The organism is Pseudoalteromonas sp. S2755 (assembly GCF_005886535.1).
Taxonomy (GTDB): domain Bacteria; phylum Pseudomonadota; class Gammaproteobacteria; order Enterobacterales; family Alteromonadaceae; genus Pseudoalteromonas.
In genome coordinates this window covers 1-19111 of record NZ_PNDS01000008.1, presented here as the reverse complement: position 1 = coordinate 19111, position 19111 = coordinate 1, and the positions used below count along the sequence as shown (strand labels likewise).

At 42.9% G+C, this 19111-nt stretch carries 19 protein-coding genes; 6 read left to right on the top strand and 13 right to left on the bottom strand.

The window, feature by feature from the left end; all coding sequences use genetic code 11:
• Nucleotides 1-82: 82 nt before the first annotated feature.
• A complete protein-coding gene (locus tag CWC03_RS01865; RefSeq protein WP_010607165.1) occupies nucleotides 83-280 on the top strand; it encodes a hypothetical protein in 198 nt (65 codons plus the stop codon).
• A gap of 115 nt (nucleotides 281-395) precedes the next feature.
• On the opposite strand, the gene CWC03_RS01860 is transcribed toward CWC03_RS01865, so the two are convergent.
• The 10 genes from CWC03_RS01860 to CWC03_RS01815 all read right to left on the bottom strand — a co-directional run bounded on the left by CWC03_RS01860 (nucleotide 396) and on the right by CWC03_RS01815 (nucleotide 11127).
• The gene (locus tag CWC03_RS01860; protein ID WP_045990383.1) at nucleotides 396-1286 is read right to left on the bottom strand and encodes a hypothetical protein; all 891 of its coding nucleotides are present in this window, start codon (nucleotides 1284-1286) and stop codon (nucleotides 396-398) included.
• Complete coding sequence (locus CWC03_RS01855) at nucleotides 1283-1855, bottom strand: hypothetical protein (protein ID WP_138580354.1); 573 nt, start codon at nucleotides 1853-1855, stop codon at nucleotides 1283-1285. The genes CWC03_RS01860 and CWC03_RS01855 overlap by 4 nt, the downstream gene beginning before the upstream one ends.
• Complete coding sequence (locus CWC03_RS01850) at nucleotides 1848-2387, bottom strand: RNA polymerase sigma factor (protein WP_039492741.1); 540 nt, start codon at nucleotides 2385-2387, stop codon at nucleotides 1848-1850. The genes CWC03_RS01855 and CWC03_RS01850 overlap by 8 nt, the downstream gene beginning before the upstream one ends.
• 114 nt (nucleotides 2388-2501) lie before the next feature.
• Nucleotides 2502-3413, bottom strand: a complete 912-nt coding sequence (locus CWC03_RS01845; RefSeq protein WP_039492743.1) for a hydrogen peroxide-inducible genes activator — start codon at nucleotides 3411-3413, stop codon at nucleotides 2502-2504.
• A 109-nt stretch (nucleotides 3414-3522) separates the two neighbouring features.
• A complete protein-coding gene (locus CWC03_RS01840; protein ID WP_138580353.1) occupies nucleotides 3523-4791 on the bottom strand; it encodes an inorganic phosphate transporter in 1269 nt (422 codons plus the stop codon).
• A gap of 36 nt (nucleotides 4792-4827) precedes the next feature.
• The gene (locus CWC03_RS01835; protein WP_138580352.1) at nucleotides 4828-5505 is read right to left on the bottom strand and encodes a TIGR00153 family protein; all 678 of its coding nucleotides are present in this window, start codon (nucleotides 5503-5505) and stop codon (nucleotides 4828-4830) included.
• A gap of 142 nt (nucleotides 5506-5647) precedes the next feature.
• Nucleotides 5648-6349 (bottom strand): phosphate signaling complex protein PhoU, encoded by a 702-nt coding sequence (phoU, locus tag CWC03_RS01830; protein ID WP_010607158.1) that lies wholly within the window; start codon nucleotides 6347-6349, stop codon nucleotides 5648-5650.
• Nucleotides 6350-6372: 23 nt separating this feature from the next.
• A complete protein-coding gene (gene pstB, locus CWC03_RS01825; RefSeq protein WP_138580351.1) occupies nucleotides 6373-7200 on the bottom strand; it encodes a phosphate ABC transporter ATP-binding protein PstB in 828 nt (275 codons plus the stop codon).
• 27 nt (nucleotides 7201-7227) lie between these two features.
• Nucleotides 7228-8877, bottom strand: coding sequence for a phosphate ABC transporter permease PstA (pstA, locus tag CWC03_RS01820; protein ID WP_138580350.1), 1650 nt, complete (start codon nucleotides 8875-8877; stop codon nucleotides 7228-7230).
• 15 nt (nucleotides 8878-8892) lie between these two features.
• Nucleotides 8893-11127, bottom strand: a complete 2235-nt coding sequence (locus CWC03_RS01815) for an ABC transporter permease subunit (RefSeq protein ID WP_138580349.1) — start codon at nucleotides 11125-11127, stop codon at nucleotides 8893-8895.
• Nucleotides 11128-11432: 305 nt separating this feature from the next.
• Between CWC03_RS01815 and CWC03_RS01810 the strand changes: the two genes are divergently transcribed.
• The 3 genes from CWC03_RS01810 (at nucleotide 11433) to CWC03_RS01800 (ending at nucleotide 15657) form a co-directional block, all read left to right on the top strand.
• Entirely contained in the window at nucleotides 11433-11939 is a 507-nt protein-coding gene (locus CWC03_RS01810; RefSeq protein WP_138580348.1) for a glycine cleavage system transcriptional repressor, read from the top strand.
• A 119-nt stretch (nucleotides 11940-12058) separates the two neighbouring features.
• Complete coding sequence (ppk1, locus tag CWC03_RS01805) at nucleotides 12059-14155, top strand: polyphosphate kinase 1 (protein ID WP_045990387.1); 2097 nt, start codon at nucleotides 12059-12061, stop codon at nucleotides 14153-14155.
• Between the two features lie 17 nt (nucleotides 14156-14172).
• A complete protein-coding gene (locus CWC03_RS01800; protein ID WP_138580347.1) occupies nucleotides 14173-15657 on the top strand; it encodes a Ppx/GppA phosphatase family protein in 1485 nt (494 codons plus the stop codon).
• 112 nt (nucleotides 15658-15769) lie between these two features.
• Here CWC03_RS01800 and CWC03_RS01795 read toward each other — a convergent pair whose 3' ends face one another.
• A complete protein-coding gene (locus CWC03_RS01795) occupies nucleotides 15770-17047 on the bottom strand; it encodes an EAL and HDOD domain-containing protein (RefSeq protein ID WP_138580346.1) in 1278 nt (425 codons plus the stop codon).
• A 209-nt stretch (nucleotides 17048-17256) separates the two neighbouring features.
• On the opposite strand from CWC03_RS01795, the gene CWC03_RS01790 reads away from it, so the two are divergent.
• Together CWC03_RS01790 and CWC03_RS01785 are read left to right on the top strand one after the other, a co-directional pair.
• A complete protein-coding gene (locus CWC03_RS01790; RefSeq protein ID WP_138580345.1) occupies nucleotides 17257-17994 on the top strand; it encodes a substrate-binding periplasmic protein in 738 nt (245 codons plus the stop codon).
• A gap of 106 nt (nucleotides 17995-18100) precedes the next feature.
• On the top strand, nucleotides 18101-18670 hold the full coding sequence (locus CWC03_RS01785; protein WP_138580344.1) for a PhnA domain-containing protein: 570 nt from the start codon (nucleotides 18101-18103) through the stop codon (nucleotides 18668-18670).
• On the opposite strand, the gene CWC03_RS23920 is transcribed toward CWC03_RS01785, so the two are convergent.
• Together CWC03_RS23920 and CWC03_RS01775 are read right to left on the bottom strand one after the other, a co-directional pair.
• Nucleotides 18631-18882, bottom strand: a complete 252-nt coding sequence (locus CWC03_RS23920) for a hypothetical protein (RefSeq protein WP_138580343.1) — start codon at nucleotides 18880-18882, stop codon at nucleotides 18631-18633. The two genes, CWC03_RS01785 and CWC03_RS23920, sit on opposite strands and share 40 nt — an antisense overlap.
• 40 nt (nucleotides 18883-18922) lie before the next feature.
• The coding region (locus tag CWC03_RS01775) for a hypothetical protein (protein ID WP_138580342.1) at nucleotides 18923-19111 on the bottom strand (189 nt) is incomplete at its 5' end.

The window sequence follows — 19111 nt, the reverse complement described above, 5'->3', positions numbered from 1 at the left end:
TCAAATTTTAAGGTAACACCTTAATTTTATAGACATTCAAAGGATTGAGTTACATCTTGCTATGGACTTCAAGGGGTAAATTATGCTGTCATTATCACTGTTTTTACTACTTGCAAACTTGCTCATCGCTTATCAATGTTACCGCTATGCCAACACTAAAGGATATCCGGTAAAATTGTTCACAGGGCTCGGTTTGCTACCCTACTTTAATCTAGTGGTTTGGGTTTACTTACTCTTTTTACCAAATTTAACTACTGCAAAAAATATAGAGCAGGCTTAATACAAGCGAGTGTAGTTCCTTTATAAATAAAACAGCATGTAATCATGCTGTTTTTTGTGTTATCACTTTGCGCCCCTAACCTCAAAGAAACACTTTTACCCCAAGCTTAGATTAACTAAAAGCGATAGCTAGTTACTGTCTCGGCTAGCTCCTTAGCCGTTTTCTCACCTTTAACACATTGCTGCACCAAGGATTTTGGATAAACAAATACCTGTTTATTGTTTGGATTACTAAGCTCACTGTAAATAAAGCTTACATGCTCATTTCTAGGCAAACTTCTTAAACCCGCACCATAGTCGCATAAACTTCGGGCTAAGCTGGTTACTAGCATTTTTTCAAGCGCCTGCTGCTTTTCCGCTTTCTCTTTCGCGCGTTTGACCCGAGAAGCCTCAAGGCTCGCTTTCAGCTTATCTTTCAGGTCCTTTAATTCCGAATCCTTAAGTGAAAGCTTTTCTATGCGCTTTTCAACTTCTCTCAATGACTCGGTAAATTCTTTTACTTGATCATCACTTTCGTGCCTTTTCGCAAACTCCAGCTCCGCTTTTTGGCGTTCAAGCTCCCTCAATTGAATTCTATTCTCTCTTTCTTGCTCTACGGCTTCGCGGACTTTCTCGGCTCCTGCTCTCACTTTCTCAGCAGCATCCGAATAAGCTTGAGAAAAAGCTTCAGCTATCGGCTGTGAAATCTCGATCTCCGCGATGTCCATATCAAATTCCGGCAGTTCAAACTCCCCTATTGCAGCCACATCATCGAGATTGTCGATATGAGAGATCCACTCTAAACGGTGCCGGCGCTTTAATGCCAGTTCAAACACAACTCCCTGGTCTTTTAAATAATAGCCAGAAACACTACGAACTTGATCTTGTGTGTCATGCTGCAGTGCACTCATTAATACCCGCTCAAAAATAGCAACCTCACGCTTTAGCGCTTCATCAACAACTTGGGCCTGAGCAAAGCTTGTAGCAATGGCTGCAACAGCGCCAAAACAAAGTGGAATTAACTTCATGGTTTACCTCGATACTGTGCTAAATTTTGTGTCGGTGTTTGCTCTACTTGCTCTGCCAATTCATTCAATTGCAGCCTAAGTAGGGCTTGGTCTTGCGCTCTTTGTGCTTGGATCAGATCAACGAGATTATTCATCGCCAAACTGCGCTCTTTGCGATTTTGTTCAACCACTTGCGTTGCTAACTTGGCAAGCGTAGCTTGATCTATTGGCTTAGTCTCATCAAGTTTTGCAAGCATAGCCTGCATAGCGCTTTGCTGCTGTGCCAGTTGTGTTTGTTGAACACTCAACTGTTGATGCAAGCCTAAGTTCTGTAGCCAAAGTCCTGATACACCGAGCCCAACAACCAGCCAAGCAGCAACGGCAGCCACAGGCCAAGCGCGAGTTTGGTGCTGCAAAGTGAGCTGCGAGGGTGGCGCTTGCTCTTCGAATCTAGCGGCACGCTGTTGCCAAGTAGTGGCAGCACTCATCAATTCTCCATATTCACTATCTGCCTGAAGTTCGGCCAACTCTGCCTCAGACAGCACTTTGCCATCTAACCACTGCTCAAATAAGTGTGCTAATTTAGCCATGATTTTGCACCTCTAGTTGCCCTTTCATCTTACCTAACGCACTGTATAGCCTAGCCTTCACCGTATTACTTGATAATTCAAGCTGCAGCGCAATTTCATCAAAGGTGTAATGCTGGAAAAACTTTAGCTCCACGACAATGCGCTGCTCAAATGGTAGTTGTTTCAGCGCGATATATATCTCTTCATTACTTTGTTGTTGCGCTATTTTGCTGTCAGGTCCGTGTTGCGGCGTCTCAGGTTCTTTACCTTCAATCGATTCAAACTTATGTTTTCGCATGTGATCCACAATCCTTGCATGGGTGATTTTAAATACCCAAGTCGAGAACTTAGCATCACCATTAAAGGTATGCAGATTTCGATACATACTTAAAAATACATCTTGAGCAATATCTAGCGCGTCTTGCGGATTACCAACCAGCCTCAAACATTGGTTATAAACACGACTATGATGCTGGGCGCAAAGCTTTGACCATGCTCCTTGATTACCTTGCAGTGCTCTTTTTATTAATTGTTTTTCGCTATTAAAAAACACGCAGTTCACTCATCCAATCTTCTCACTAACTATTAATCGTAGCGGGCGCAAAAAAAGTTGCTCAGACGGGAAATTTTTTTGAAAAAAAAGCACCGTTACGGTGCTTCGTCATCATTATTGCGACTGACATTGGCCACTGATGTAGCCACCAACAAAGTCGCTAAACAGTCTAAAATCTCTGATCCGCCCAGTAGTACGACGCCAAATCAAGCCAATCTCACGATATGCATGATCTTGTGGTGGCATAGCCACTAAAGGCTTACCTTCCAAAATCCCCGCATTGATCGCCATTTGAGGTAAAAACGTCACGCCATTTTTATATTCCACCATACTTAATAAAGTATGTAGATTTGCCGCCTCAAATGGATTGATGCACGCGCTACGGTTCAGGTGACAAGCACTAAGCGCATGCCCCGTCATACAATGCTCTTTTTCGAGTAAAAATACACTTTGCTCAGGTAACAGGTTAAAGTCCTCTATCGGCTCTGGTACGCTGTACTCCGTATGGCGAACCAAACTAAAGTGATCTTTTGCTAGTACCTGTGTATGAAACTTATCGGTTCTATATGGCAGCGCTAGCATGGCCATATCAATATGCCCATGCTCTAACTTATCCAGTAAGTTATCACTGGTATCTTCAACCAGTACCAAATTAAGCGCTGCAAACTCCTTTTTGCACGCCTGATAAAGTGGCGCGGCAATAAAACTCGCAATGGTGGGAATGATCCCTAACGTTAACTTGCCAGACAATGGATTTTTATAGCTTTTAGTGAGCTCTTTAACGCTCATGGTGTCGTCGATAATTTTCCGCGCTCGCTCAACCACTTCCTCACCAATATCGGTAAACATTAGGCTGCGATTTTCGCGTTCAATTAGCTGACATCCTAATGTCTCTTCAAGGTTTTGTATCGCGCTACTTAGCGTCGATTGACCAATAAAGCATGCTTCCGCTGCTCGACCAAAATGTTGGTGCTGATGCACCGCAAGAAGGTATTGTAGTTGTTTGATACTAGGTAAATTCGTCACAAGCTTTACTCTTAATTTTCAACAGCACAAATAAAAAGACCCCAACACCAAAGGTGTTGAGATCTTTTCAAGCTAAAAGTCTGTCTTTTTGAAAATGTGCGGTTTATTTTTATACGCCGAACACTAATCTCAAAATATAGAATATAACAATAGCAAGGGCAGCACCAACTGGCAATGTAATTACCCAAGAAACTACGATGTTACGGATAACACCCATGTTTAATGCCGCAATACCACGTGCCATACCCACACCCAATACCGCACCAACTAAGGTTTGAGTTGTAGAGATTGGGAGGCCTGTGCCTGATGCGATTACTACTGTGGAAGCAGCAGCAAGTTCAGCTGCGAAACCACGGCTAGGAGTAAGATGCGTGATGCCTTCACCGATAGTCTTGATAACTTTCTTACCAAGGATCGCAAGACCCGCAACAATACCTAAACCACCTAGTGGTAAGATCCACCAAGCTAGGGCCGCTTTCTTAGCAATTTCACCGTCGTTTTCAACAATGTTTACCACAGCAGCTAATGGGCCAATTGCGTTAGCAACGTCATTCGAACCATGTGCGAATGCCATACAACATGCTGTTAGTACCATAAGGATAGCGAATACTTTTTCAACATTATTGAACTGCATTTGCTTGTCTGCATTGGGATCCATTTTCAGCTTAGCTATCGCAATCTTACCGATAATAGCAATGATAATAGCGATACCGATAGCGAGGGCAAAACCTTCGAATGTGCCGAGCTTGATACCAATATGCTTAAGGCCTTTCTTGATTGTAACCAAAGACATAACAAAGCCCGCTAGACCCATATAAATAGGCACAAAGCGTTTGGCATTTTCTAGTGGCTTACTGGTATCGAAAATGAGCTTTTGGGCGCTCATAAAGATGAGGTAAGCAATAAAACCAGAGATTGCAGGAGTGACAATCCAACTACCAACTATGCCTGCAACTTTACCCCATTGGATTGCTTCACTGCCTACAGCAACTAGCGCAAAACCAATGATTGCACCTATGATTGAGTGCGTTGTAGATACAGGCCAACCTAACATTGAGGCCATCAATAACCAGCTACCCGCAGCAAAAAGTGCAGAGATCATTCCCAATATCATCAGTTCAGGAATATCGATGAAAGGAGTAGAATCTATGATCCCTTTTCGGATCGTTGATGTTACCTCACCACCAGCAAGATAAGCACCAGCGAATTCGAAGATCATAGCAATAATAATTGCTTGTTTGATGGTAAGTGCTTTTGAACCTACCGAAGTACCCATAGCATTGGCAACATCGTTTGCGCCAATACCATAAGCCATAAAGAAACCAACTGCTGCGGCAATTAAAACCAATACTGTGCCGTAGGATGCAATGATATCCATAAGAAACCTTACTTTATTTTAAAAGATCGATTTTTATTAACGAGCTAACATCAGCTCAAGACGTGAACCAACGCGCTCTGCGATATCTGCAAGCCCACCGACCCATTCGATGATCTTGTATAAGAACATCGCATCAATTGGGTTAAGCTCGCCTTCAACAGCGCGTAACTCTCGACGAATTTTAATTTGCATATCGTCGGTATCTTGCTCGATGGCATCAAGCTCAACTAGCATTTTTTCAACTAAAGTGACTTCACGGCCTCTAAAGCCTGTCTCAAGCAGTTCATCAAACTCATTGATCGCTTCTGATGCTTGTTTAGTTGCGTCCACACAACGCGTGACGTAAGCAAGAAAATCTTTTTGAATGGATTCAGGGATGACCATTTCACGACCGATAACGCGACCTGCGATATCTTTCGCTTTGTTGGCTATCTTATCTTGGTGGGTGATAAGTTCCAGTAAATCAGTCCGTTCTACTGGCATGAATAAACCACGAGGCAAATGTAAGCGCACTTCACGCTTTAGTTCATCTGCTTCACGCTCTAGGTTGCGGATTTCAATGCGAATTGCATCCGCTTCTGTCCACTCCCCTTTGAAGACATGGTTAAAAAATGGGATCAAAGCCGCACTGGCTTGATGGACTATTTTTATATGCTCTTCAATTGGCTTAATAGGAGATTTAGCAAATACTCCTAAAAACGCGTTACTAGGCATAACTGACCCTTAAATCATATTTGTATGCATGTGCAAAGTGTAATTTTACAGCATTGAGCGCCGTTGTGAACGGTTTTATTGCAAGTTTAGATGAACTTACTATGAAATTGCGCGCCGAAAGCGCGCAACTAGTTGATAAGCATCACAAGGTTTTTGCGATATCTTCTTGAGATGTATGACGAATATCTTTGCCATTTACGAAATAAATCACGTATTCCGCAATATTCTGACAACGATCACCGATACGCTCTAATGAGCGTACAGACCAAATTAAATCCATAATTTTTGGAATAGAGCGTGGGTCTTCCATCATATAGGTCATAATTTGGCGCGTTACGGCTTCGTATTCACGGTCCACTTTGGCATCGGCTTTATGCACTTCAAATGCCTTTTGCGCGTCCATACGGGCAAACGCGTCAAGCACATCATGCAGCATTTGCGACACTTGGCGGCCCATGTTGTCAATATTTACCAATAAGTCTTGCTGATCTTTGGTAAACGAATCCAACGCAACTTTGGCAATTCGCTCAGCTTCGTCTCCGATACGTTCAAGATCTGCAATCGTTTTTGCGATGGCAACGACCAAACGCAAGTCACTGGCTGCTGGCTGTCTTTTGGCGATGATACGTGTACATTCTTCGTCAATATTCACTTCCATCGCATTGACTTTGTAGTCGTTCTGACTGACTTTTTTCGCTTTTTCAGCATCATTGTGGTTAACCGCATCAAGCGCAGTGTTTAATTGCTGCTCTACCAGTCCCCCCATGCTGAGTACGTGATTTCTCACGTTTTCTAGCTCTTCATTAAAGCGGCCAGAAATGTGCTTATTAATATTGTGTTCCATGATATTCTCCTCGCAAGCTCGCCTTAACCGTAACGACCTGTAATATAGTCTTCTGTTTTCTTCTTAGACGGCGTGGTGAATAAAGTATTGGTATCTGCATACTCAATTAACTCACCCATATACATAAACGCAGTTTGATCAGATACACGCGCAGCTTGTTGCATGTTATGTGTAACGATAACTACAGTATACTTGTTTTTCAGATCGTTAATGAGTTCTTCGATAACCAATGTTGAAATCGGATCGAGTGCTGATGTTGGTTCATCAAGTAACAATACTTCAGGTTCAATCGCGATAGAGCGAGCAATCACCAAACGCTGCTGCTGACCACCAGATAAGCCAAATGCACTGTCGTGAAGTCGGTCTTTTACTTCATCCCAAAGCGCGGCGCCACGGAGTGACTTTTCAACCACTTCGTCTAACTTGCGCTTATCTTTGATACCTTGCAGACGCAGACCATAAACCACATTCTCATAAATAGATTTAGGGAAAGGGTTTGGCCTTTGGAATACCATGCCTACGTTACGGCGCAATGCCGCAACATCTACGCTCTTGTCATAAATGTTCTGTCCTTGAAGGTTAATTTCTCCTTCAATACGACAGCTATCAACCAGGTCGTTCATGCGGTTAATACAACGCAGTAGCGTTGACTTACCGCAACCTGATGGACCGATAAATGCGGTTACTTGCCCTTTTGGGATCAACATATTGACGTTGCTAAGGGCTTGTTTATCACCATAGTAAAGATCTAGGTTTTTGATCTCTAGTGCGGTGAGTTCTGGACTTAAGTTTGCTAAATCAAGCTTGCTATTGCCGTTTGCTTGATTGACTTCTGGCGCTACTGTAATCATGTTTTTACCTATTAAAAATCTTTACTATTAATGCTCTAACGATCTGAATTTTTCGCGTAAGTGGTTACGAATACCAATCGCTGTAATATTCAGTGCAATAATCACTGTAACCAATAAGAACGCGGTTGCATAAACCAAAGGTCTAGCAGCTTCAACATTCGGGCTTTGGAAGCCAACATCATAAATATGGAACCCTAAGTGCATAAACTTACGATCCAAATGAATATAGGGGAAGTTTCCGTCTAGTGGTAGTGTTGGGGCCATCTTTACTACACCAACTAGCATCAGAGGAGCTACCTCTCCCGCAGCACGCGCAACAGCAAGAATAAGACCCGTCATAATTGCCGGACTTGCCATTGGTACAATGATCCGCCATAGAGTTTCAGCTTGAGTTGCACCAAGTGCAAGTGAACCATGACGCACTGAGCTTGGGATCCGAGACAGACCTTCTTCCGTGGATACAATAACTACTGGCAAAGTAAGTATGGCAAGTGTAAGTGCAGACCAAATCACACCAGGTGTACCAAATACAGGACTTGGCGCAGCCTCAGGATAGAAAAGTTCGTCAATTGACCCACCTAGCATGTAAACGAAGAATCCTAAGCCAAACACTCCATATACAATGGATGGAACACCCGCAAGATTGATTACCGCGATGCGGATCATCTTAGTCACGGCATTCTTTGCCGCATATTCATGGAGATAAATAGCAGCAACCACACCAAAGGGTGTCACGATCACTGCCATCAGCATAACCATAAATACCGTACCGAAGATTGCAGGGAATACCCCACCTTCAGTGTTTGCTTCGCGCGGATCATCGCTCACAAATTTGCTAATTTGCACTAAGTAGTGACCCACTTTGGCAAAAAAGCCCATGTCATTGGGAAACCAAACGTCTAATACTTGGTACAGAGGTAAAGTCACTTCTTCGCCGCGCATATCGCGCACCACAACTTGATCGCGTTTTGCCTGCTTTCTTAGCTCAAAAAGACGCTTTTCGAATACTTTGTAATCTTCACGCAGCTCTGCACGGCGTGCATTCAGCTCTGCGAGCCTCTCATCAGTCAGTTCGTTATCTAACTGATATGATTTTTCTTTTAAGCGTAAGCGCTCAAGTTCATAGTTAATATGGCCGATTTCACTATTTTGTAGTTCAAGCGCTTCGTCATTGAGGTCTACGGCGCGCTCAACAAGCTCATGCAGCCTTTCAATCGGCTGTTCAGTAACTACTTTTCCGTCTTCTAAAACACGGGCAACATAGCCATAGAAATTACCATTTTTACTACGCTCAAATACCGCTAATTCCGCTGGCGTAGACTGGCTTTTGATGTCTGTTGACAATACCCAACGGAAATCAAGTTCTACGTACTCACGGTTACCCGTCTTTACTAGTAAACGCTCAACGTTTTCACCTTCATATCCAGACAGATCATATCCAGCTGCTTCTAGGCGAGATTTTGGTACCATCTCGCGGTCATATATTTCACCAATAACGGTCTGTTTAGCAACTGAACCATCAAGATGCATCTCAACAACTTGAGACGGCCAGAAGAAGCTCAGCCCTTTCCACGCAATCATCGCAAGTAGTCCGATTACTGAAATCAAACTAATACTGACCGCGCCACCTGTCATCCAGATCCACGGAGAACCTGACTTAAACCACTGCTTTACCATGTCATGTCACTCCAATTACATTGAACTGTATTTTTCACGCAGCTGCTGACGAACAAACTCAGCAACGGTGTTAAATACGAAAGTAAAAATAAACAATACAAAGGCAGCTAGGAACAAGATGCGATAGTGAGAGCTGCCAACTTCAGACTCCGGCATTTCCACCGCAATGTTTGCGGCAAGCGTACGCATACCTTGGAAGATACTCCAGTCCATGATTGGCGTGTTACCGGTTGCCATCAACACTATCATTGTCTCCCCTACGGCGCGCCCAAGGCCCATCATCACAGCAGAGAAGATACCAGGACTTGCTGTCAGCAATACAACACGAACCAAAGTCTGCCACTGCGTTGCACCGAGTGCCAATGAGCCATTTGAAAGGTGTTTAGGTACGCTAAATACCGCGTCTTCTGCGATAGAGAAAATTGTAGGAATAACCGCAAAGCCCATTGCGATACCCACTACTAGGGAGTTACGCTGGTCGAATGTTAGACCTAGCTCGTTGGTCAAATATTGGCGCACATTACCGCCAAACAGCCAAGACTCTATACCACCGCTCATAGCAAATGAAATCCAGCCTACGATAAGTACAACGGGGATCAGCAAGATTGAATGCCAACCTTCAGGCACAACGTGTCTAACTTTTGCAGGTAGCTTAGTCCAGCCAAATGCCGTTGCTATCATCGCGATTGGTAATAGCACTAATAAAGCAACCACGGCGGGTAGATGCGTTTCGATTAAAGGAGCTAGCCAAAGGCCCGCCAAAAAGCCCAAAATAACCGTTGGTAGTGCTTCCATTATCTCTACCGTCGGTTTAACTACTCGACGTAATTCACTCGACATAAAATAAGCGGTGTAGATTGCTGACGCTAGTGCAATAGGTACCGCAAATAACATAGCGTACATTGCTGCTTTAATAGTACCGAATGAAATCGGCACTAGGGAAAACTTAGACTCAAAGTCATCGCTAGCTGAAGTTGATTGCCAAGTGTAAGCTGGCTCTGGATAACCTTCGTACCACACCTCTTGCCACAAAGCAGACCAAGTTACTTCAGGGTGTTCATTATGTAGCTCTACTACCGTTAACGTATCATCGGCGAGTAACAAAGCTGCATTCGCACGCGGCGCTACCGCAAACTTCTGTACAGCTTTATCTGTGACCTTACCTTGCCATAAGTGCGCTTCACTGGTGGTGTAATATAGACCTAATTGACCATTTTCGTTGGTCGTGAAAAAAGTACGACGATAGTATTCACTGAATAGTTTGACCTGTTTGCTCTTTGGCGTCTCAAAGGAACGGATTTTAGCAAACTGGCGCCCATCATCGGTATTGACTTCAAACCACTGTGAAACTTCACCGTTGTCGTTAGCAAGCATTAACGAATTGGCACCCGCTAGCAAGTTCATATCGACTAAGTTGGCATTTTCTTCGTTTGCAGCAAGTAATTGGAATAACTCAACTTCAGAAGCATAGCGAGAATCAAAGACGTAAACTTGATTTGCTGAGCGAACAAATGTGCGTGATGTGTCTGGAGAAATAAGTAACTCATCAACACGACCATCAATATCTAGCTCGGTACGCTCAACTGCCCACTCAACCTCTCCAGTAAACATGTTTTCTTCTGCAACAAAAGAAGCAAAAATCACACGTTTATCAGCAGTTTGTGCAACTACCGCAGTTTTGTCTTCGAAGTGACTAAAGGCGAATTTGCGAATTGCTTGTCCTTGTTCATCAACAATCAGTTGCTTCGCATTAAGTGGATAACTTAAGCGAGGGGTTAAAACACGTTGATTTCCCGGAAAGCTGACCGTGAACATCGGCTTCACTAGTTGTACTTGACCGTTATCTAGACCAAATGCATACTGCCCTAAGAAAGGCGCGCTCTCTGCAAATGCTGTGACATTACCGTCAAGTTCAACATCCAATGTATCCAGTAATTTACCGGCACTTTCACCTTTGATCTGGTAATAATCTACCGAACCTTGACTACCGAGTAAGTATGCAATTTCAGTTTGTTCTTCTACTCCTACACCTAAATATGTTTTATCTTGTGTAAGCTGAATATCCATACGCTTTTCAACCTTTGCTGATTCAAAGATTGGTTGAACGACATATAGTAAGTAGAAGAAGATAAGTAAAAGTGCGACTAATACCATTACTCCACCAGAAGTAATGCCAAATTGTGCAAACCTGTCTTTAAAGAGACGGCTTCTATCCGTTTTAAAGGATGGCTTTTGCGGATTTGAAGTCATCAATATACCCTTTGGTTTAAAAATTGAGGGCATTATATTTCATCAAGATGACAGTTGTGTTACACCTGAGACACAATTGAACTTTCTTCAATTGGCATTTACCATCACATTCATTATAAAAATAATGGAACTAATCAGCTCAAAAAACGCTCTGATTGTTAGCCTAGAGTAAATGCAAAAATTTCGTTGCATTTCTTTACATTAAGTGTTTCTGGGCACTGGACAAAGTAAGTTTTTAGACTAGTCTAAATCATGCGCCGAATTCGTTTTTTCGCCCACGGGCGCCACAAAAAAAGAGACATGATATGAAGCAGTTAATATTAACACTTATAGGTAAGGACCGACCGGGTCTCGTTGAGGAAATCTCTTCCACTATTCTTTCTAACCATGGCAATTGGTTAACCAGTAACTTAAGCCACCTTGCAGGGCAATTCGCAGGCATCGTACAGGTTGAAGTCGCTGAAGAACATTTGCAAGAAATACAAGATGCATTGCATAAATTGCCAGGATTGGATGTGAAAGTTGAATCAGGCGAAAACTTGCCATCGCAAGAAGAGCCGGACACATTAAATTTAATCATTACAGGCAACGATAGACCGGGAATTGTGCAAGAACTTGCTACGGTTATTCGCCACAAAGGTGCAAACATCACGCACCTAACTTCAAAACAACGTAGTGCTCCAAACTGGGGATTGCCTATTTTCAGCGCTTTTGCAACCGTAACTTTACCTGCTGGCACGGTCAAAGAAAACGTAATTGAGGCACTCGAGTCAATCACCAGTGATTTGATCGTGGACATAGAAGAAAGCTAAAACCTACACTATACTCATGATGGTTGAATGACAAACACGACAGGCGCGTTGTGTTTGTCATAATTGTGTCACACACCCTGCTTAAGCTGTAAAAATAAGCTGTACCTATGGAAAGCACCATGCAGGCCGTATCTCCAGAGCATAAAACTATCACTTACTTTGCTAAAGAATTAAGCTGGCTCTCTTTTAACGAGCGCGTTTTACAAGAAGCCAAAGACCCAACCAACCCGATCATTGAGCGGATCCGTTTTCTTGGTATATTTTCCAATAATTTAGATGAGTTTTTCCAAGTTCGTGTTGCGGATGTAAAGCGCCGTATCTTATTAAATAATCTGCCTGATACCAATTTCGATGAAGATGAAGTACTACTCGCCGACATTCAAAAGAAAGTATTGGAACTAGGTAAGAAGTTTAGTGTGATTTATGACCAGATCCTCATTGATTTAAATGAGCATCATATTCATATTAAGCAACCTGATGCGCTGTCGGACTTCCACAAGAATTGGTTGGCTAACTACTTTAAAGATCAAGTGCTGCCCCACCTATTACCAATGATGATTAACGAAAGCAAAGACTATTCGGATAATATCAATGACACCATGACTCACCTATTTGTGGAGTTAAATGGCGAAAAACAGCATCATGCCTTTTTGGAAGTCCCGACTGATCGCCTAAACCGCTTTGTCCAGCTGCCACCAGAAAAAACCCGAAGACATAAAACGATTGTATTGCTTGATGACGTTATTCGATTTTTTATTGCCGATGTGTTTAAAAGTTTCTTCAAATTTGAGCGCATTGAAGCCTATTCGATGAAGCTCACTCGAGACGCTGAGTACAACTTAGATGATGAGCTAGAAGAAGGCGTGTTAGATACCATGTCTAAAGGCCTCAAACAGCGTTTGTATGCCGAGCCTGTACGTTTAGTCTACGAAGAATCTATGCCTGAAGAAATGCTCAAGTTAATGAAAAAGCGTTTAGGGGTGACAGGCCAAGATGCCATGATCCCAGGCGGTAGATATCGCAATTTCAGAGATTTTATTTCTTTTCCAAATGTTGGTCGCGGCTATCTAGAAAACAAACCATTGCCGCCGCTAAAAAGTGCAGCCTTTTCAAAATATAGCAGCGTCTTTCGCGCGATTTCTGTTCAAGATATCTTGCTATATTACCCCTACCACACCTTTAATCACATGCTGGAATATATCCGCCAAGCGGCGTTTGATCCCAGAGTGACACAAATAAAGGTCAACATTTATCGTGTGGCAAAGCAATCTCGATTGATCGCTTCATTGATCAACGCTGCAAAGAATGGCAAAAAAGTCACCGTGATGGTTGAATTGAAAGCCCGCTTCGATGAGCAAAACAATATTGAGTGGGCAAAACTCATGAGTGAATACGGTATTAAGGTCATGATTGGCATACCGGCGCTTAAGGTTCATAGTAAGCTTTGTGTGGTTCACCGTAGAGAAAAAGGCAAAATCGTCAAATATGCACACATAGGTACGGGTAACTTCCACGAAAAAACTGCTCGAATTTATACTGATTTCAGCCTGTTTACCAAACACCCCGACATTACGGAGGAATGCGATAGCGTATTTCGCTTTATTGAGAGTAGTTACCTGCCATTTAAATTCGAACACCTGATGATTTCACCCATCAATGCACGTAGCCGGATTGTAGAGTTGATCGATGAAGAGATAACTCATGCAGAGCAAGGGCGAACAGGAAAAGTAACAATTAAGATCAATAACTTAGTTGATAAACAGCTCGTTGATAAACTTTACGAAGCTTCACGCAAAGGCGTAAAGATCCGCCTCATTGTGCGAGGTATGTGCGCGCTTGTACCGGGCCTTGCACAGTTTAGCGATAATATAAAAATCATTAGTATCGTCGATCGTTTCTTAGAACACCCGCGAGTGATGATTTTCGACAACAACGGCGACCCCAAGGTCTATATTTCGTCAGCGGACTGGATGACCCGTAACCTTGACCATCGTGTTGAAGTTGGCACGCCTATTTATGCCGATCATTTGAAGAAACTAATCATCGATATCATTGAACTGCAATTTAAAGATCGCACCAAAGCCAGAGTTATTGACGCCGAACAGAAGAATCTGTACGTTCGCCGAGGTAACCGTAAAAAAATTCGCTCTCAGATTGCGATTTATGACCATTTAAAAAAATGGGAGTTACATCAATTAAATGAAGCGAAAGAATAACCGTTGAGGAAGAATATATGCGCGACTACCCTTCTATTGCCGCAGTGGACTTAGGTTCAAATAGTTTTCACCTTGTTGTAGCAAGAGAAGTAGATGGTCGCCTTCAACTCCTTCATAAAGAAAAGCAACGTGTTTACTTGGCCGCAGGCCTTGATGATGATTTCAATTTAAGTGACGACGCGATCGCCAGAGCATTGGATACCCTCTCGCAATTTGCGACGACACTACATGATTTTCCGAAAGAGTCCGTGCAAGTAGTAGCAACCTATACGCTGCGAAATTGCAAAAACCTTAATTATTTTCTCGCTAAGGCAAAACAAGTTTTTCCATATCCAATCAATGTGATTTCAGGCCAAGAAGAAGCTCGTCTTATTTACCAAGGGGTCGCCAACCATGAACATGATAGTCATAACCGTTTGGTTATCGACATCGGTGGAGGCAGCACAGAGTTGGTTATTGGTCAGCACCTTACACACAAACTATTAAGTAGTCGCAATGTGGGCTGCGTAACCATGCAAAAAGCCTACTTTGCTGATGGTAAGCTATCTGCAAAGCGATTCAAAAAAGCCGAAATAAAAGCAGAGCAACAAATTGAGAGTATTACCGCGAGCTACTTAAGGCTCGGCTGGAATAGCGTTATCGGTACTTCTGGTACTATTAAGGCGATTGCGGCTATGATTCACGAACTCACTCAAGCCGATGAAATTACCCTGCCTGTTTTGGAGCAAATTAAGCAGTTATTTATTGATGCTGGACACATAGACAACGTCTCCTTAAAAGCATTACCTGAGGAGCGAAAAACCAGTATTGCTGGCGGCCTTGCTGTTTTAATAGCACTGTTCAGACAATTAGGGATCGAGCGCATGCGTCTTAGTGAATATGCACTGCGAGAAGGATTGTTGTTTGAAATGCATCAAACTGACGAGTTTGATATTCGTACCCGCACAATTAACACGTTCAGCGATCACTATAATATTGATAAGCAACATGCCGAAAATATTTGTAAAACCATCAAACTTTTTACCACTCAACTAAAAGAGCAATGGCAACTATCCTCTTATGATGTTGAAATGTTATGTTGGGCAGCAAAGCTTCACGAAGTTGGGCTCGCCATTAATTCCTCCGGCATGCATAAGCACGGTGCTTATATTGTCAGGCACAGTCAACTTCCAGGCTTTACTCAAGCCCAGCAATTAAGGCTAAGTGCACTTGTACGCTTTTATCGAAAAAAGATAAAAATGCCAGAATTAACAGAGTTAATTGACGAAGAGCTAACCCAATTTAACCGTATTTTGGCTGTGTTCCGTCTCAGCGTTTTAGTGAACCAAAAACGCCAACAAGACCAACTTCCCGAATTAAGCATTACAGCCGTTGATAACGCCTTGACACTTCACATTGCCACTGAGTGGCTCGAATCACACTCACTATTTCAAGCAGATTTAGAGCAAGAACAAAACTATTTAAAAACAATAGACATACAGTTTAACCTGAACTTTGGATAAGTAATACCAATAGCTAGGGAATTCAACGCCATTAGCGCTGAAATAGACTGCTAGAAAGGCACTAATTATCCTCAGATCAAGTTACTGACCTTTTCATATTGTCAGATGAGAACTACAGCTCATCACCTGCCACAATAGAAAGAATTTCATCTGCGTAGACTCGACTAGAAAGCGCCATATCATAGAGATAATTGGTCGGTGTTGCCGGTCGGATAGCTTGTAATATAAGCTCTGCCTCTCGCCAGTCATTACGCTCAATTTCGAATGCTAAACGTAGCGCTCCTCCAAGCAACCCTTGATAACTCAATAGCGCACTAGAAAGCGAATCATCGAGAGAAAATTCCGCCGCAATCACAGCAAGATCAACATCAAGTATCACATCAAGGATAGACATCAAGCCAAGCAAATAGCCAGTTTCTGCCATTTCTTCGCCTCCTGGCATCAAGAATGTTTCCACAAACTTAGCACGGGTTAATCCCATTCTTGTCAGCTCACTGGGTTTATCTGAACCCAACTCGCTCAACGCCAGTACTTTAACAAACTGCCTAATTGCGTCTTCACCTAAGTACACAACGGCCTGAGAGATAGACTTAATGTCTAATCTGTCTTCACCGGCTTTCGCGTTCGCAAGTTTTAGCAATCGTGCGGTTAAACTCAGATCTTTGCTTACTCTAGTTTGTATTTCTTTGAAGCATAAAGACTTTTTTGCAGTGGCTTGTAGCAGCTGAAACACCACCATTTTCGACGGCTCCACGTTGCCATGGTTGAGCATTTCAGGCTTGGCGAAAAAGAACCCCTGGAAAAAGTCTGCTCCAGAGGATTTGATGATCTCGAACTCTTCTTTTGTTTCGATACGCTCAACAATAACTTTAATATCTGGATACTGACGCTTGAGCTTCTTTACCGTCATATTGGTTTTTATAATTGGCTGCTCAACTTCAATTTTGACGAATTCCATAAGTGGTAACAACGGATCCCACTTTGACGTGCCGTCGTAGTCATCTAGTGCAAATCGGTAACCTTTCTCTGTTAACTTAGTCACCGTATTCACCAGCGAAGGAATATTTTTAGAGCGCTCAACGATCTCCACCACTATCTTCTGTGGCGCTAATAAACTAGGTAATTCTTGCAGCAACGATTCGTCGGATAGGTTTATAAAAGCAAGCTGCCCGGCAGCCAACCGGTCTACACCGATAAACATTAAGGAGTTAAAAAACATTCGCCCAGTCGCTTGCCCATCGCTCACCCCAACTGGGAAAGCGTTGTTATCTGAGTCTCTGTAAAGCAACTCATAGGCAAAGACTTCTTGATCTGGCCGTAAAATGGCCTGTCGTGCAATATACTGCACTGCTGATTTACGTACTTCAGTCACCGGACCACTCATTAACATTCGTATCCTTTATTAGGAAAAAGGAAACCACGTATATCGGAGCGTATAATATGGTAACGCCCCGAGCAATAAAAAAGTTTCGCTATTTTACAACACTTATAACCAAAAATTACCAACTTATTAAACTACGCTTTTATAAAGAGTAAGCTTTTAATTCACAGAACGCCAGCAGCTTGCCTGACTAAGAACAGTTAAGCTAAGATGAGTGCATGAAGCAAGTTTTGATCGTCTGGTTACTCGCCTTTGCCGGTTTGACTAAGGCAGAACAAGTCCCCTACTTAAAGTACAGTTTAAGTGGCTCGGGCAGCTTTTACCCTTATTTTACTCACAGCGAAGATGCACCAGGGATCCTACCCGAAGTGGTGGAAGCCATTTTGGTAAAAGCAAAGATCAGAGGAGAAAACCTGCTTCTCCCAGCGAAACGTACTAACTTTTATTTAGAAAAGCAGCAAATTGATTTTGATATTATCAGTCCAGGTTGGTTGAACGAACAGCAAAAGCAAGATGACAGATTTATCTATTCAGACTCTATCCTTCCTATTAAAGAGTACATTGTTACTCGTCAGTCTCAACCACCTGTATTAACCTTATCGGGTATCGAAGTTGGTACAGTGAGAGGCTACTACTACCATGATGATCAAATATTCGAGCGGGTTGATTTCGCATCCGAAAAAGACCTACTACAGGCCCTAACCTTACGCCGAATTGAACATATTATCATTGGTGATTTACCCGCATTATATTGGTCAGAACAACTTGGTATTACTTTTAGCTTCAACCGACTACATTCAGAAGGGATGTTGCAGCTACGCCTGTTAGCTAAGCATAAAGGATTACTTAAGCGGATAAATCAAGCTATCGCACAACTTAAACACTCTGGTGAAATCGAGAAAATAGCACAGCAGTATATTTCGCAATTACCGATACACGCTAAAGGTGGCAGATAACCTCAGCTCTGGATATAGATCAAGTTATACGCATAAATCCTTCCCGTAAATTGAGCACCAACGGACGCATTTGGTATAATGGCGCTTTTACAGCTTGGGAAATATTATGACTATCGCTGCCGCGCTTGCTGAGCGCAGTAACAATCAATGTGAGCTATGTACCTCAACGGATGGTCTCGAAGTATACGAAGTACCACCAGTCGCCGAGGCGCATTCTGACAAATGTGTTTATCTTTGTAGCCAGTGCAAACCACAGGTTGAGGGTCAACAGGATATAGAAGCCAACCATTGGCACTGTTTAAATGATAGTATGTGGAGCCAAGTTCCTGCTGTTCAGGTTGTTGCCTACCGCATGCTTAAGCGCCTTGCGCCGGATAATGGCTGGGCTCAAGATGCATTAGACATGCTATATCTTGAAGATGAGACTCGAGCATGGGCTGATCAAGCACTTGCAGAGGATGAAGACCTTGTTCATTTAGACAGCAACGGGGTGAAACTGAGTGCTGGTGACACAGTGACTTTGATTAAAGACTTGGATGTGAAAGGTAGTAGCCTAGTTGCAAAACGCGGCACTGCGGTACGTAACATTCGCCTTTCGCCTTCAAACCCAGAACATATTGAAGGCCGTGTAGAAGGTCAAAACATCGTTATTTTAACGAAGTTTGTTAAGAAATAACTAGCGTAAACTAACACGCCGTAAGATAAACGGCTAAGCCTCTTCAATACCTTATCGACTAGGGCCTGTTGGTCTTTGCTGTTTGATTTTTGTTCTCCTGAGTGTGTTTTGGTCGCGACGCTCGACTTGCCGCCTAGTAATCTAGGCAAAAGTTGAGCAACAATGAACAAAGCGCACTCAGGTGAACCCAAAGGGCAGCGCTTGATTAGCATTTCTACTGTGTTCTCGCCTGACTCACATAGAATAACTATGTTACGCAGGCTCTGCCTTGTACAAATACCAATCAAACTGCTGCAAAAACAAACTTGAAAGGTAAACAGGCCCTAGATAACCTGAGCTGCGGATAATTAATGCCTTTCTAGCAGCCAGTTTTAGCGCTAACTGCGTTGAATTCACTTCCAATAGCCAGCTATTGGTGCGTAAATTCGCCTTGTTTTCCGT

Excerpts from the sequence above, each read along its gene's own strand:
- CWC03_RS01810 (WP_138580348.1), top strand. The coding sequence starts at position 11,433 with ATGAAGCAGTTAATATTAACACTTATAGGTAAGGACCGACCGGGTCTC.
- pstA (WP_138580350.1), bottom strand. The coding sequence starts at position 8,877 with ATGGTAAAGCAGTGGTTTAAGTCAGGTTCTCCGTGGATCTGGATGACA.
- CWC03_RS01785 (WP_138580344.1), top strand. The coding sequence starts at position 18,101 with ATGACTATCGCTGCCGCGCTTGCTGAGCGCAGTAACAATCAATGTGAG.
- phoU (WP_010607158.1), bottom strand. The coding sequence starts at position 6,349 with ATGGAACACAATATTAATAAGCACATTTCTGGCCGCTTTAATGAAGAG.
- CWC03_RS01800 (WP_138580347.1), top strand. The coding sequence starts at position 14,173 with ATGCGCGACTACCCTTCTATTGCCGCAGTGGACTTAGGTTCAAATAGT.
- CWC03_RS01790 (WP_138580345.1), top strand. The coding sequence starts at position 17,257 with ATGAAGCAAGTTTTGATCGTCTGGTTACTCGCCTTTGCCGGTTTGACT.
- CWC03_RS01840 (WP_138580353.1), bottom strand. The coding sequence starts at position 4,791 with ATGGATATCATTGCATCCTACGGCACAGTATTGGTTTTAATTGCCGCA.
- CWC03_RS01815 (WP_138580349.1), bottom strand. The coding sequence starts at position 11,127 with ATGACTTCAAATCCGCAAAAGCCATCCTTTAAAACGGATAGAAGCCGT.
- CWC03_RS01835 (WP_138580352.1), bottom strand. The coding sequence starts at position 5,505 with ATGCCTAGTAACGCGTTTTTAGGAGTATTTGCTAAATCTCCTATTAAG.
- CWC03_RS01860 (WP_045990383.1), bottom strand. The coding sequence starts at position 1,286 with ATGAAGTTAATTCCACTTTGTTTTGGCGCTGTTGCAGCCATTGCTACA.
- ppk1 (WP_045990387.1), top strand. The coding sequence starts at position 12,059 with ATGCAGGCCGTATCTCCAGAGCATAAAACTATCACTTACTTTGCTAAA.
- CWC03_RS23920 (WP_138580343.1), bottom strand. The coding sequence starts at position 18,882 with ATGCTAATCAAGCGCTGCCCTTTGGGTTCACCTGAGTGCGCTTTGTTC.
- pstB (WP_138580351.1), bottom strand. The coding sequence starts at position 7,200 with ATGATTACAGTAGCGCCAGAAGTCAATCAAGCAAACGGCAATAGCAAG.
- CWC03_RS01855 (WP_138580354.1), bottom strand. The coding sequence starts at position 1,855 with ATGGCTAAATTAGCACACTTATTTGAGCAGTGGTTAGATGGCAAAGTG.
- CWC03_RS01865 (WP_010607165.1), top strand. The coding sequence starts at position 83 with ATGCTGTCATTATCACTGTTTTTACTACTTGCAAACTTGCTCATCGCT.
- CWC03_RS01795 (WP_138580346.1), bottom strand. The coding sequence starts at position 17,047 with ATGTTAATGAGTGGTCCGGTGACTGAAGTACGTAAATCAGCAGTGCAG.